The organism is Novosphingobium ovatum (genome assembly GCF_009909235.1).
Classification (GTDB): Bacteria; Pseudomonadota; Alphaproteobacteria; order Sphingomonadales; family Sphingomonadaceae; genus Novosphingobium; species Novosphingobium ovatum.
This window is the reverse complement of the sequence record NZ_JAAAPO010000005.1, coordinates 38,953-52,533: the sequence shown is the minus strand read 5'-3', so window position 1 is coordinate 52,533 and position 13,581 is coordinate 38,953. Positions and strand designations below refer to the sequence as shown.

Here is a 13,581-nt window from a genome sequence, read left to right as displayed (position 1 = left end):
CGCTTATTCTCCACCCAGCAGGGTTTTCAATTCGGCAATGCCGGTGATGGCCACGCGCTCGCCCGGTTTCAGTCCGGACAGGACGGTGGCCATGTCGCCGCCCGCCCCCGCCAAACGCACCGCCCGCCGGGTAAAGCCGGTGGAGGTGGCGACAAACACCACATCCTGATCGCCCATTCGCGCCACGGCGGTGGCCGGGATGGTGGCGGCCGGCGCGGTGGTGCGGCCCTGCAACGCGGCCATCACCGATTTGCCCGCCACCAGCGCGGGATCGCTGGCGATGCGGGCGCGGGCGACCAATGCGCGCGTTGCCGGATCGATCGAGCCGCCCACCGACACGATGGTGCCCGCCACGCTGCGCCCCGGCGCCACCGTCACGCGCAGGGCGGTGCCGGGCGTCACGCTGCCGGCCAAACGCTCGGGGATTTGCAGGTCCAGCATCAGGGCGCTGGTGTTCTCGACCACAAAGGGCGCGGTCTGCGGGTCCACCGGCCCGCCGGTCTGGACAGTGACCGCGGCCAGACGCCCGCTGATCGGCGCGCGCAGGGTGATCGTGCCATTGCCGCCCGCGCCCCCTTGCGTCAGGATGCGGGCGTTGGCGGCGACCTCGGCCTGCGCCTGCGCCAGGGCGGCCTGAGCCTCGTCGGCGCGGGCCCCGGCGATGATGCCTTCGCGCGCCAGTTGCGCGGTGCGCGCGGCATTGGCCCGCGCCACGGCCAGTTGCGCCTGACCGCGCGCCAGCGCCGCGCCATATTGCACCGCTTCGACCGATCGCACCGTGGCCAGTGGCTGGCCCGCGCGCACGTCCTGTCCGTTCACTACAAACACACGCTCGACCTGTCCGCCCAGCGGCGAGGCCACCGCCACCCGCGCCTCTGGTGGCAGGGTGACCAGCGCGGGCACGCTGCCCAGCTCGCTGCTGTTGGCCGGTTGCGCGGCGGCGGTCTGGATCCCCATGCGCTGTTGCTGTTGCAGGGTCAGCGTGCCGGGCGCGGGGGCGGCGGCGGGCTGGGCCTGGGGGGCAGAGGAACCGCCCCGCCACCACAGGCCACCAGCGGCCAACAGCGACAGGGCAAGGGCGGAAGCGATCGTGGCGTTTCGGGTCATGGTCTGACCCCTGCCAGACCAAGCTGACATCAGCCTGACAATCTGTCAGGATGGCGTCAGCCCTGCGCGCTACGGCCGGGGCAAAGGAGACCGCCCCCTTGCGCGTATTGCTGGTCGAGGATGACGCCGAACTGCGCCGCCGCCTGTCCGAAAGGCTGGCGGGGGTGGGGCTGGCGGTGGATTGCGCCGCCAATGCCGCCGATGCGCGCGACTGGCCCGATGTGGATCAGATGGCGGCGGTGATTCTGGATCTGGGCCTGCCCGATGGCGACGGGCTGGACCTGCTGCGCGACTGGCGGCGGCGGGGCATTCTGGTGCCGATCCTGATCCTGACGGCGCGCGGCAACTGGCGCGACAAGGTCGAGGGGCTGAACGCGGGGGCGGACGACTTTATCGTCAAGCCCGTGCGGTTCGAGGAATTGCAGGCCCGGTTGCACGCGCTGTGGCGGCGCGGGGCCGGGCGCAGCGCCACGGTGCTGACCGCCGGCCGCGTGGCGGTGGACCCGGCGGCGCAGACCGCCACGCTGGATGGCGCGCTGCTGGACCTCTCGCGCAAGGAATTTGCCCTGTTGCACCTGTTCGTCCGCCGCCCCGGCCATATCATCGCCCAGGACGAGATTTTGGAACAACTCTATGCGTTGGACGAGGAGCGCGACCGCAACGCCGTCGAGGCGCTGGTCAGCCGCCTGCGCCGCAAGATCGGCCGTGAGGCGATCCGCACCCTGCGCGGGCTGGGCTATCGGCTGGAGGTGACCCCATGACCAGCCTGCGCGCCCGTTTCATGCTCTCCATCCTGCTGTGGGTGGGGCTGGGGATCGCGGCGATCTGGTATTCCTCGGTCCGCCTGTTCACCACCCATGTCGAGGCGCAATACCACGAGGAGCTGGAGGTCCATGTTCGCGAGCTGGGCGAACTGACCCGGCTGGATCGTGCCGGGCGGCCCTATCTGATCCGCCCGGTGTCCGATCCGCGCTATGGCGTGCCGCTGTCGGGCTATTACTGGCAGGTGACGCGGCCCGGTTTCGGCTCGATCACCTCGCCGTCGATGACGCGCGGCGCGCTGGATTATGACATCGCCCATTCGCCCCACATCCTGCACCGGGTGGAAAACGGCCCCACGGGCGATGCCATCGTCTATGGCTTTATCCGCCAGGCTGCGCCCGGCACGCCGCTGCATTTCGTCATGGCCACCGACGAGCGCCACATGCTGCGCAATATCCGCCTGTTCACGCGTGAACTGACGCTGTGGCTGGGGCTGTTGGCGGCGGCGCTGCTGGCCAGCGGAATGGCGATCATCACGCTGGGGCTGCGTCCTTTTCGGCGGTTGGGGGCGGCGGTGGATGCTCTGCGCAATGGGCGGGCGGCGCGTGTCGATGGCGATTGGCCGGACGAGATCGCCCCGCTGGTGCAGGACCTGAACGCCTATGCCGCGCGCAACGCCCAGATTGTGGCGCGCGGGCGGGTGGCGGCGGGCGCGCTGGCGCACAGCTTGCGCACGCCGCTGGCGATCATGGTGGACGAGGCCGAGCGTCTGGCCGAGGGCACAGCGCCCGAGGCCGCCCGCACCCTGCTGGACGAAAGCGAGCGGATGCTGCGCCAGATCGACTATCATCTGGCCCGTGCCCGGTCGGGCGGGTCGCGGGTGGGTGTGGCGCCGCTGGCCGATCCGGGCACGGTGCTGGCCCCGCTGGTGGCGGCGATGGGGCGGTGCCATCCGGCCTGTGCCTTTGTGGTGCTGGCGCCGCCGGGCGGTTTTGCCCCCGTGGCGATGGACGGCGATGACCTGAGCGAGATCCTGTCCAACCTGCTGGACAATGCGGGCAAATGGGCGCGCGGGCGGGTGACCGTGTCCGAACGGCGCGCGGGTGGGGCCCATGCTCTGATCGTGGCCGACGATGGTCCCGGCCTGCCGCCCGACCGGCACGAGGCGATGTTTGCCGTGGGCGCAACAGGGGACACGGGCGGGCGGTCTGGATCGGGGCTGGGGCTGGCGATCGCGCGGGATCTGGCGCGCGACTATGGCCATGACCTGTTGATGGAGCCCGCGCCGGGCGGAGGGCTGCAATTGGTGCTGCATTTCGCCGAGGGCAATGCTTTGGATGTCTAATTCAGAATTTACCAAAAGTGGTAACGGCCAATACATGCTAAATATGATATGAATATCATCATCGAAGTTGGAAAGTCATCCGACAGTCGTTAAAGGATTTGTTCAGACGTTCTGCTGTAAACCTCTGTGTGTAAGGAGGTGCCGCCATGTGGCCAGAACGACGCAAGCATACGCGCAGTCATGCCGAGATCCACGCCGCCTATCATCACGAAGGCGCGCGCCATGGGGCGATGGTGGTGAATGTGTCGCCCATGGGGTGTTGTGTTGATCTGTTCGGCGGCAATGTGCAGCCGGGGGAGCGCATCGCCCTGCATCTGGGCGAGGCGCTGGTCTTGCCCGCCACGGTGCGTTGGCGGCGCGATCATCGCGTGGGGCTGGAATTTGCCGTGCCGCTGATGGGGGCGATGATGCGCCAATATGGCGATGCCGATATGGCCTGCCAGCCCACTTACCACTGAGCGTTAACGATTATTGCCCATCCCGCCACGCAACAGGGCGGTGGTGGCTGACACGATCTCCTCGATCGACCTGTCCTGCGCCCACACGCCAAAGCGCAGGCCCAGAAACACATTCATCCCCATGATCGCCCAGGCGCGCACCTCGTTGTCGCCGGGGGCCAATGTGCCGGCCGCGACGCTGTCGTCCATGCGGCGGGTGATGCGCTTTGCGGTGCCTTCGTAATGGGCCCGCCATGCGGCCGGGTCGGCAAATTCGGCCTCGTCGATGATGCGATAGATCTCCTTGTGCTCCCGCGCAAAGCCCAGAAAGGCGGCCAATGCCTCGCCCTCGCGCGTGATGCCACTGCTGCCGGGGGTGATCTTGGCGGCGGCGGCCTTGGCAACTTGCGCGCTCATGTCGCGGACCAGCGCGGCAAAGATCGCGTCCTTGCTGTCGAAATAGGTGTAGAAACTGCCCAGTGCCGTCCCCGCCCGCCGGGTGATCCCGCTGATCGAGGCATCGTGAAAGCCGCTTTCGGCAAATTCCTGCGCCGCCGCATCCAGCAATCGGCGCATGGTGGCCCGCCCGCGCGCGGTGCGGGGCGTTTTGCCGGGGCTGGCGCCGGGGTGGGTATCGGCGCTGTTGCGGGCATCCTCGGGTGGTTCTGTTGCCATATCGTCACGCACTTACGCCTGATCGCCGCCCGCGCGCAATCAAAAGTTGAAAGGTGGTTCAACTTTCAATATCCATGCCTCACGGACCCGACGCCATAGGTCGGGAGAGGAGCAGGACATGGCCAAGTTGCAGAATGATGTGCGCCGCGTGATGGCTGTCGCGCTGGCGGCAGGGTTGGGGCTGGGTGGCTGGGCTGGCCCGGCGATGGCTGACACGGCGGCGCCGACCGCCTCTGAAGCGGAAATCGTCGTCATCGCCCGCAAGCGCGAGGAGCGGTTGAGCGATGTGCCGATCGCCATCACCGCGATCAACACGGCATCACTGGCCAAGATGGGGGCAAATGACCTGTCGGGCGTGCAGGGGGCGGTGCCCAACGTCAACATCGTGCAGGGGCGCGGCTCGTCCTCCAGCGCCAATTTCTATATCCGCGGCATTGGTCAGCCCGACGCGCTGGGCACGTTTGACCCGGCGGTGGGCGTTTATGTCGATGGCGTCTATCTGGCGCGCATCCAGGGCGCGTTGCTGAACCTGTTCGATGTCGAGCGGGTCGAGGTGCTGCGCGGCCCCCAGGGCACGCTCTATGGCAAGAACACCATCGGCGGCGCGGTCAATGTCGTCTCGCGCAAGCCCGACCTGACCCGGCTGAAGGGTGAGGGCGCGCTGTCCTATGGCGACTATAACGAGACCACGGCCAAGGGCTATGTCTCGGCGCCGATCGTGTCGGATGTGATGGCGCTGTCGGTGGCGGGGATCTATGACCACCGCGATGGGCTGGTGACCGATCCGCGCAATGGCCGGTTGTACAATGACCGCGACAACACCTCGGTCCGGGCGATCCTGCGGATCAAGCCCAGCGACAAGCTGGACATCCAGATCAGCGGCGATTTCACCCATCAGCGCACCGCGCCCACGCTGGGCTATCTGACCGCGCCGCTGCTGCAAACCAACTTTCTGGGCTATGTCACCACGCTGGCCCCGGCCGATCCCTATGGTCCGTACAGCTATCGGGCCTCGTCCAGTCTGGGCGCGGACAAGGGCCAGCGGCTGAACCATTGGGGCCTGTCGGGCACGATCAATTATGAACTGAGCCCGGCGGTCACGCTGGTGTCGGTCACGGCTTGGCGCAAATTGCGTACCGATTTCTATGTCGACATCGACGGCACGCAATATCAGGTGGGCGATGTGTTCGTTGGCCAGCGCCAGCGCCAGTTCAGTCAGGAACTGCAACTGAAATACAATTCGGCCAAGCTGAAGGGCGTGTTTGGCCTCTATTACATGAACGAACAGGTCGATTCGCATCAGGAGGCCTATGCCAATGACCTGTTCGCCTTTGGCACCACGCCGATCACCTTTACCCGCTATATCGATGACGCCCAGAACACCAAGTCATACGCCGCCTTTGGTCAGGCGACATACGAGTTCACGCCCGCGTTGTCGCTGACGGCGGGGCTGCGCTATACCAAGGAAATCAAGCATTACGACCGCTGCACCGTTACGGCGTCCAATCTGGGGGCGCTCAACGGCATCGCCTATTGCTTCCCGCAGAACCTGCCCGCGCCCTATACCGGCAATGACCGCGCCAGCTTTGACGCCTGGACGCCCACCGTCACCCTGTCGTACAAGCCGACCGGCGACACGCTGCTCTATGCCTCGGCCGCGCGCGGGTTCAAATCGGGCGGGTTCAACGGCCGCGTCAATTCCAATGGCGACATTTCGGTGACGCGCAGCGGCGTGACGACGATCTATCCCAGCTTTGCCCCGGAAAAGGTCTGGACCTATGAGGCCGGCGCCAAGGGCAGCTTTGCCAATAACCGGGTGATGCTGTCGGGGGCGGTGTTCTATTCCGACTATCGCGATTTTCAGGCGCGGGTGGGCAATGGCACCAATGTCGGGCTGGGGGGCAGTTTCCCGGTGCTGAACGCGGGTAAGCTGCGCATCTGGGGGATCGAGTTCGAGGCGATGGTCCGCCCGGTCCAGGGCCTGACGCTGTCAGCCTCGGTGGGCTATCTCAACGCCAAATATCTGCAATTCGACGATCCGCGCCGCACGGCGGCGGGCGGCGGCGCGGCGGCGTTCAGCTGCAACCCCACCGGCAGCGCGATCACCTGCCAGCCCGCTTTTGCCCCGCCGCTGACGCTGCGGCTGGGGGCCGATTACCGCTTTGCCGTGGGGGCGGACACCACGCTGACGCTGGGCGGGGAACTGCGCCATGTGGGCAAGCAGTGGCTGTCGGTCGACAATCGTGACGGGCTGAAGGAGCCGGGCTATTTCCTTGGCAACCTCTATGCCCAGATCGATTTCGATCAGCGCTATTACCTGCGCGGCGCGGTCAAGAACGTGACCAACACGCTCTATCGCACCGATGGTCAGGAGTTCAGCTCGGTCGGGAACATCCAGACCGTCTATTACGGCGACCCGCGCACATGGACGGTGACGGTGGGGATGAAGTTCTAAGGCACCCCTATGCTGTAATGCCGATCCCCCCGCTGGCGTTTTGCGGCGGGGGGTGTCTGTAGTTCAGGCATATTGCCATGATTGTCCAATTTTGTATTATTTGGCGTTGGACATAAGTAAAAATGCATGAATATTCGCCGCCAAACACGTGGTGTGGGGGCGATAATGGGTAATATTGCATCAAAATCTGTGCGTGGGACGGTTGGTCTTGGCTTGCTGGCGACGGTTGGTCTGTGGCCCGCCTGCGCCGCCGCCGAAGAGGGCGGGGGTGAGGCGCGTTTGGCTGCGATGGTGATGACGCCGCTGACCGGCGTGCAGCGTGGGGACCCGCGCTATTACATCCCGCCGGAAACCTATACGCGACTGGTTGTTTGCTCTGATTTTCTAAGCGGCGATGACTGTTCCAAGGCGCGCGGCGGGGATGCGTCCGCTTTGTCGTCGGATTTGCAATATTGTAGTGACAAATCTGTCACCAATCGTTTGGATGCCAAGTGCAATCCCGAAGTTTTTATCTATAAGACCAGAGATGTTTTTTCCCGTTTTTTTGAGGGCAAGAAGTACCAGCAGGCGACGACGTTGAAAGTTTCGGCTGGGCAATTTGTGGCTTCTGTGGTGCTTTCGACCTTCACCCACACCAGCAACCGCGAGGTGGGTGAAGTGTTCGTTCGGGGCAATTACTACAAGGCCATGAATTACCCGCTTTTTCTGGTTGGCCGGGGGCAGGCGGCCGAAGTGGCCGCCGCCGAGGTGCGCACCGCCGCATCGCGTGAGGTACAGTCGCGCGCGGTGGCCCAGACCGTCAACGCTGTGGTCGCCGCGACCAAGCTGTTGGCGTCTCCGCCACCGTTGCTGACGCAATTGTCCAGCGAGAGCAGTCGCGCGGTCGCCGATTCGATTGACCGCACCATTTCACAGTTTTCCGCCGCCAGTATTCAGGAAGATTCGAATATTGATGAACGGATTTCCTTGTGGCGCAACATGACCGTGACTTTGCGCATGCCCCGCCACGAAGGGAAATGGTTCCGCAAGAAGGAGGCCAAGCCCGGCGAAAGCGTCAATCTGAACGATCTGGATTATGTCGTTATCGGGCGCTGGCACATCTTTTTTGACGCGCCGCGTGTTTCGGCATTCACCAGCCAGACGGTGGAATGTGCCTATAAAGAAGGCACCCGTTTCATCGATTCCGAACAGAATGATGCTTTGAGTGCGTCAAGTCTGACGAGAATCTGCGAAAACAAGTTGAATGCGGCGCGTAAGGCCGCGTTTGCCTCTGCGTCGCTTATGCCGAATACGGTATTGGAATTTCCTGTTCTGACCAATTATTCGAACCCGGTGACGATTTCGAAATTCTTGCGCCAGCACGAACAATGGGCGACGCTGCTCGCTGCGCTCAAGACGGCGGCCAAGGATACCAGCGCCAACGCCGCCACGATACAGGATGGCGCGGCTGGGGATTTCTGCCGCTTTGTGCGTGATCAGATGAGCGGGCAGGGGTTCAACACGCTGGACGGATTGATCGTCACCAACGCCCTGTCGCAATCCTCGCTGTTGGGCGAGGCCGAGCGTCGGCTGTTGTTGGCCAATGCCGCGACAAAGGGGGGCAGCTGTGGCCGTGGCTTTGACCAACCCTTTGTCACGCCCGCCCCGGTTGCGCCTGCCAAGGTCACGCCTGCCAAAGTCGCCCCCAAGCCCGTGACCGCAGAGCCGTTCAGCGCGCCCACGGCGGCCACCGTGTCCGGGCAGTAATCCCGCACATAACAAAACGCCCCGCCCGGAACACTCCCGGCGGGGCGTTTTTGTTGGGGCGGGCGCCGGGCCTTAGCTGGCCAGACGCAGGCCCTCGGCTTCGACGTCGGGCTTGGGCTGGTCGGGCCAGATGCCGCGCGTGTCATACACCACCTTGGTGGCGCGTTCGGCCAGCGGCACGTGGCGGAAGACGTCGTGGTCGACCAGCACGATCAACAGCTCGCATTCCTCCAGCGCCTCGTCCAGATCGATGGCCTGCGCGCCGGTGCCCTCAAACTCGCGCGGCAACTGGCTGGCATAGGGTTCAACGATGCTGACGCGTTCGCCGTACTTGCGAGCCAAGGTGGCGGCCACCAGACGGGCGGGCGATTCGCGGAAATCGTCGATGTTGGCCTTGAACGCCAGCCCCAGACACGCGATGCGGGCGGCGGGATGGGCGGCGATCAGCGCATCGGCCTTGGCGATGGTGTGGTGGATCTTGCCATCGTTCACGCCGCGCGCGGTACGGATCAGCGGCGTTTCCTGCGGCGCGGATGCCACGATGAACCACGGGTCGACCGCGATGCAATGGCCGCCGACACCGGGGCCGGGCGACAGGATGTTGACGCGCGGGTGGCGGTTAGCCAGCTTGATGACCTCCCACACATCCAGCCCCATCTTGTCCGCCACGATCGACAGCTCGTTGGCAAAGGCGATGTTGACGTCGCGATAGGCGTTCTCGACCAGCTTGGTCATTTCGGCGCTGCGGGCATCGGTGGGGATGCACTGGCCGCGCACGAACAGCTTGTAGAAGGCGATCGCCTTGCGGGCGCAGCGCGGGGTGATCCCGCCGATCGAGCGGTCATTCTCGGTCAGTTCATGCAGGATGCGGCCGGGCAGCACGCGCTCGGGGCAGTACGCAATCGAGATGTCGGGGGTTTGGGCACACAGGCCCGGCACCTTCAGGTCGGGGCGCATTTGCGCGATCAGGTCGCGGATGGCCTCGGTCGTGCCGACAGGGCTGGTCGATTCCAGAATGATGCAGTCGCCCGCCTTCAGCACCGGGGCAACCGAACGCGCGGCGGCCAGCACATAGCTGATGTCGGGCTGGTGATCCTTGTCAAAGGGGGTGGGGACGGCAATGACGAACACGTCCGACGCGCCCACGCTCAGGCTGGCCGAGAGCAGGCCACGCTGCACCACGCCGCGCACCAGGCCGTCCAGATCGACTTCCTCGATATGGATTTCGCCACGGTTGATCGTGTCCACGACATGCTGCGTCACGTCCACGCCCAGCACCTTGCACCCGCTGCGCGCAATAATCGCCGCCGTCGGCAGGCCGATATAGCCCAAACCCACCACGCAGACGTTCGGCTTGTTGTCCGATTTCATGCCCCGATGTCTCCAGCAATCAGATCGACGATGCGCCCCGCGGACTGGCCATCCCCAAATGGATTGTGCGCCCGCGCCATCGCCTCATAGGCGGCCTTATCGTCCAGAAGGCTGAAGATTTCGGTAACGATACGGGCAGAATCGGTGCCCACCAGCCGCGCCGTGCCGGCCTCGACGCCCTCGGGGCGCTCGGTCGTTTCGCGCATGACCAGAACCGGTTTGCCCAGCGCGGGGGCTTCCTCCTGCACGCCGCCCGAATCGGTCAGCATGATCTCGGCAATCGACAGCAGCCGGGCGAAATGCGGGTAGTCCAGCGGCTCGATCAGCGCGACATTGTCGAGTCCCGCCAGCCGTTCGTTCATCACCGCCCGCACATTGGGGTTCAGGTGAACGGGGAAGATGATCGCCGTGTCGGGCCGCTGTGCAATGGTGCGGATGGCGGTGGCGATGTTCTCCATGCCGTCGCCAAAATTCTCGCGGCGGTGGCTGGTGACGCCGATGATCCGTTTTCCGGCAAAACGCGCCTCCAGATCGGCCAAGCCGCCCGCCAGAGCCGGATTTTCGGCAATGCGCGCGCCCACCCAGTGCAGCGCGTCGATCACCGTGTTGCCGGTGACGTGGATCTGCGCGTCGGGTACGTTTTCGCGCAGCAATGCGGCGCGGCTGACCTGCGTCGGCGCGAAATGCAGGCGGGCGATGGCGCCGATGATCTTGCGGTTCACCTCTTCGGGCCAGGGGTGATAGATGTTGCCCGACCGCAGGCCGGCCTCGACATGGTCCACCGGGATCTTGCGGTAATAGGCGGCCAGAGCGCCGGCCATGGCGGTGGCGGTGTCGCCTTGCACCATGACGCGGGCGGGCTGTTCTGCGTCCATGACGCGGCCCAGTTCGGTGATCAGCGCGGCGGTCAGCCCGTCCAGCGTCTGATTCGGGCGCATCAGGTCCAGATCGTGATCGGGCGTGATTCCCGCGATCTCCAGCACCTGATCCAGCATCCCGCGATGCTGCGCCGAGACGCAGACGCGGGCGTCGAATCGCGGATCAGCCTTTAGCGCGGCCACCACGGGAAACAGCTTGATTGCCTCTGGGCGGGTGCCAAAAATCACCAGAATGCGGGCGGGATTGGTCGATGTCTCAGTCATGTCGCATAGGGTCCGGATGTGTGCGGATCAGACCTTTGCATTACATTCGCAGGTGTTAACCACGAATTATCACGACCCCGCAGAAAACCGGGAGTTTTGTGAATATGTCCGGGAAAAATGCGCTCAACGAATCCAATACGATAGGAGGTGGCGGGAAAACGCCTGCGCCCCTGCCCGACCACATTCTGACCACCGCCGAAGCCATCGCCGCCGCGTGGTGGAGTGGCGGCAAGGCCAAGGCTGGCGCTGTGCTGGCTGGGTGTCTGGGCGAGGTTGCGCAGGCTGCTCTCTCCCGCGCCGAACGCGCCGTGACTGCCGCGCAATTCAGCCCTGCCCCGTGGTGCGATGGCGCTGCGAACGTGCGGGCGATCACGCCGGATCAGGTCTTGCGGGAAGGGGTTGGGGGATGAGTAGTGCCAAGCTCAAGATCGTGCAGATCGTGGTGGAAGTGGATGGTGGCGAATTGTGCGCTGTCAGCCTGCCGGAAGACCGCCGCGAGATCCTTTTGTGCCTCATCGCAACTCTGTCCGAGGAGCCGATCAAGATAGCCCGCCTGCCGGGGGTGAAGATGATCCCGATTAGCGAACTGGAAGGGGTCGGGGGATGAGCCAAAACCCTTTTCATTCGTGGTGGTGGAAAGCGGCCAAGCGGTTCGACCCACTGCTTAATGTGTTCGGATTTGGCCTCTGCTTACGTCGCTGCAATTGGACGAAAGCGCATTGCCGCCTTGCAATCATCTGGATTGGATTTTCGCATGACGATTGAACCGACAGACGCGCAACGAGCCGAAGTTGCGGCCATGTGCACCATGCGCGGGCTTGACCCTGTGCCTAGCTGGCTGGTCGATGAACTCGCCCGCACCCTAGCCGAGCGCGATATGCTGGTGGAGGCGCTGGAGAAAATCGAGCGCTTCGATGGCTTTGGTGGGGCAGATGCAGAAGTACAAATGTCGCACTTTGCCAGTCACGCCCTCGCCCACATCAGGAGCAAGAGCAATGACTGACAAGCACATGAGAGACGGCGATCTTGAGCAGATGCTTGTCGAAATGACAGACGAACTTCTTGCTCAAGCTAAATTCACAGGCCCAGACTTTGCTGTCGCCCGTGAGGTCGAAATGGAGGACGGGACCGTGCTGGTTTATGCCGTGAGTATCAGAGGGGGTGGCAATGACTGACGTGACTGTGACGCAGGCGATGCACAAGGACGCCGAAGCGCTGGCTGACCTCATTTGCGGATGCGCAACGAAAAGCCAGCATCGGGCCGATGTGCAAGCGATCATCGGCGTTCTCGCCCGCCACGCCGCCCAAGCGCGGGCCGAGGCGCTGGCAGAGGGCAAGCTGATCGGCGCGAGGTTGATGCAGGAGGCGGCGAAAAAAGGAGTGTCATGTCCTAGCGATAACCCCGATTGGGCGAAGCGTGTCAATCTTTCGCGTGGTGATTATGTCTGTGCATGGGAAGATGGCCACGCAGATCACAACAATTACATCCGCGCCCTTGACCTCGCCGAAGTCGTGAAGGGAGGGGCGTGATGGAATGGGAGTATACCGCAGCCAAAGCCGCCGAGATCAAGCAGTTGCGGGCGGTGGTGGGCGAGGGTGAAGAACTGCTGGCGCGCCAATGCGTCCACCCGGAGCAACTGGTTTGCGGCGAGTATGGGATGCCCGAATGCGGGTTGCGCGCCCAGCTTGCCGAGGCGGTGGCGATTATTGGTGCCATAAATCAACACGATCAGTCGAACTTCCACGGTGCAAATGGCGATAAGAACGCCCGTGCAGCATGGCGCGGCGTTGTCCGCAAAGCCCGCGCTTTTCTTGCCAAGCAGGCCGGTTGACAATCTCACCAGCATCGCGATTTTTCTGCGAATGGGTGTTGACGTTATACACGGATGGTGTATATTGAGCGCATCAAGAGCGGAGGGATGGCCCACCGCGATAGGTAAGGAGACCTCAAATGATCAAGTTGACCGCCAAACAAGAACGCGCTCTGGCCCGCATGGCACCTAATGTCGCCGCCCGCCGCCGCAAGACTATGATGGCAGAGCGTGAACTTGTTCTGGCATCTCGCCATGACGATGCAGTGATTGCAGCGGGTCTCGGCAGCGAATTCATGCTGAACGGATTTCGTGCAAGCCTTCGCGCTGGCGTGGGTAAATGAGAACCCTCTATGCCGCTTGCCTGTCCCGCCTCGGCCTATCGCAAGCCGAGGCGGCAACGCTGCACGGGGTGCGTTTGGATACGGTCAAGTCATGGTCGGCGGGCCGCAATCCAGTGCCGCAGGGCGCGTGGGATCAATTGCGGCAGGCAGAGGCCGCAATCATCGAGCGCGCCGAGACAATCCGCGAGGCATGGGAGTTAAATGGCTCGCCGCCGATCGAGATCAACACGGACGGCGCAGACGCCTCCAGCCTAATGGCCGCTGCTGATTTTGTGCTGGGCAGTACCGGGCCGGTGCATGTGGGTGAGACGGCTGCCACCCGCACGGCGCGACAGGCGCGCAGGCCGGTTGACGACCGCCAAACCCCCATCCGCTAACATCAACCC

General features: G+C 64.1%; 17 protein-coding genes. 13 read left to right on the top strand and 4 right to left on the bottom strand.

The features are described from left to right. Positions 1-3: 3 nt before the first annotated feature. Positions 4-1,107 carry an efflux RND transporter periplasmic adaptor subunit gene (locus GTZ99_RS12630; protein WP_161719440.1) on the bottom strand — a complete coding sequence of 368 codons (1,104 nt, stop codon included), beginning with the start codon at positions 1,105-1,107 and terminating at the stop codon, positions 4-6. Between the two features lie 98 nt (positions 1,108-1,205). Between GTZ99_RS12630 and GTZ99_RS12625 the strand changes: the two genes are divergently transcribed. From GTZ99_RS12625 to GTZ99_RS12615, 3 genes are all read left to right on the top strand, one after another. Next, positions 1,206-1,868 carry a response regulator gene (locus GTZ99_RS12625; protein WP_161719438.1) on the top strand — a complete coding sequence of 221 codons (663 nt, stop codon included), beginning with the start codon at positions 1,206-1,208 and terminating at the stop codon, positions 1,866-1,868. Beyond that, the gene (locus tag GTZ99_RS12620; RefSeq protein ID WP_161719436.1) at positions 1,865-3,214 is read left to right on the top strand and encodes a sensor histidine kinase; all 1,350 of its coding nucleotides are present in this window, start codon (positions 1,865-1,867) and stop codon (positions 3,212-3,214) included. The genes GTZ99_RS12625 and GTZ99_RS12620 overlap by 4 nt, the downstream gene beginning before the upstream one ends. Positions 3,215-3,360: 146 nt before the next feature. After that, a complete protein-coding gene (locus GTZ99_RS12615; protein ID WP_161719434.1) occupies positions 3,361-3,672 on the top strand; it encodes a PilZ domain-containing protein in 312 nt (103 codons plus the stop codon). A gap of 3 nt (positions 3,673-3,675) precedes the next feature. Here GTZ99_RS12615 and GTZ99_RS12610 read toward each other — a convergent pair whose 3' ends face one another. Continuing rightward, complete coding sequence (locus GTZ99_RS12610) at positions 3,676-4,326, bottom strand: TetR/AcrR family transcriptional regulator (RefSeq protein ID WP_161719432.1); 651 nt, start codon at positions 4,324-4,326, stop codon at positions 3,676-3,678. A gap of 118 nt (positions 4,327-4,444) precedes the next feature. On the opposite strand from GTZ99_RS12610, the gene GTZ99_RS12605 reads away from it, so the two are divergent. Both GTZ99_RS12605 and GTZ99_RS12600 read left to right on the top strand, forming a co-directional pair. After that, entirely contained in the window at positions 4,445-6,781 is a 2,337-nt protein-coding gene (locus GTZ99_RS12605; protein ID WP_227711328.1) for a TonB-dependent receptor, read from the top strand. 189 nt (positions 6,782-6,970) lie between these two features. Next, on the top strand, positions 6,971-8,527 hold the full coding sequence (locus GTZ99_RS12600) for a hypothetical protein (RefSeq protein ID WP_161719430.1): 1,557 nt from the start codon (positions 6,971-6,973) through the stop codon (positions 8,525-8,527). Positions 8,528-8,599: 72 nt separating this feature from the next. Here the strand turns inward: GTZ99_RS12600 and wecC are convergent, their stop codons facing one another. After that, positions 8,600-9,898 (bottom strand): UDP-N-acetyl-D-mannosamine dehydrogenase, encoded by a 1,299-nt coding sequence (gene wecC, locus GTZ99_RS12595; protein WP_161719428.1) that lies wholly within the window; start codon positions 9,896-9,898, stop codon positions 8,600-8,602. After that, positions 9,895-11,040: a non-hydrolyzing UDP-N-acetylglucosamine 2-epimerase gene (wecB, locus tag GTZ99_RS12590; RefSeq protein WP_161719426.1), complete on the bottom strand. Its 1,146-nt coding sequence runs from the start codon at positions 11,038-11,040 to the stop codon at positions 9,895-9,897. The genes wecC and wecB overlap by 4 nt, the downstream gene beginning before the upstream one ends. Positions 11,041-11,144: 104 nt before the next feature. Here wecB and GTZ99_RS12585 point away from each other — a divergent pair, with 104 nt between their 5' ends. From GTZ99_RS12585 to GTZ99_RS12550, 8 genes are all read left to right on the top strand, one after another. Then, positions 11,145-11,450: a hypothetical protein gene (locus tag GTZ99_RS12585; protein WP_161719424.1), complete on the top strand. Its 306-nt coding sequence runs from the start codon at positions 11,145-11,147 to the stop codon at positions 11,448-11,450. Then, entirely contained in the window at positions 11,447-11,647 is a 201-nt protein-coding gene (locus GTZ99_RS12580; protein WP_161719422.1) for a hypothetical protein, read from the top strand. Before GTZ99_RS12585 ends, GTZ99_RS12580 begins: the two co-directional genes overlap by 4 nt. Positions 11,648-11,794: 147 nt before the next feature. Next, a complete protein-coding gene (locus tag GTZ99_RS12575; RefSeq protein ID WP_161719420.1) occupies positions 11,795-12,043 on the top strand; it encodes a hypothetical protein in 249 nt (82 codons plus the stop codon). Next, the gene (locus GTZ99_RS12570) at positions 12,036-12,215 is read left to right on the top strand and encodes a hypothetical protein (protein ID WP_161719418.1); all 180 of its coding nucleotides are present in this window, start codon (positions 12,036-12,038) and stop codon (positions 12,213-12,215) included. Before GTZ99_RS12575 ends, GTZ99_RS12570 begins: the two co-directional genes overlap by 8 nt. Further along, positions 12,208-12,570, top strand: a complete 363-nt coding sequence (locus tag GTZ99_RS12565; protein WP_161719416.1) for a hypothetical protein — start codon at positions 12,208-12,210, stop codon at positions 12,568-12,570. The genes GTZ99_RS12570 and GTZ99_RS12565 overlap by 8 nt, the downstream gene beginning before the upstream one ends. After that, positions 12,570-12,872 (top strand): hypothetical protein, encoded by a 303-nt coding sequence (locus tag GTZ99_RS12560; protein WP_161719414.1) that lies wholly within the window; start codon positions 12,570-12,572, stop codon positions 12,870-12,872. Before GTZ99_RS12565 ends, GTZ99_RS12560 begins: the two co-directional genes overlap by 1 nt. 119 nt (positions 12,873-12,991) lie before the next feature. Beyond that, on the top strand, positions 12,992-13,195 hold the full coding sequence (locus tag GTZ99_RS12555) for a hypothetical protein (RefSeq protein WP_161719412.1): 204 nt from the start codon (positions 12,992-12,994) through the stop codon (positions 13,193-13,195). Continuing rightward, positions 13,192-13,572 (top strand): helix-turn-helix domain-containing protein, encoded by a 381-nt coding sequence (locus tag GTZ99_RS12550; RefSeq protein ID WP_161719410.1) that lies wholly within the window; start codon positions 13,192-13,194, stop codon positions 13,570-13,572. The genes GTZ99_RS12555 and GTZ99_RS12550 overlap by 4 nt, the downstream gene beginning before the upstream one ends. Positions 13,573-13,581 lie beyond the last annotated feature (9 nt).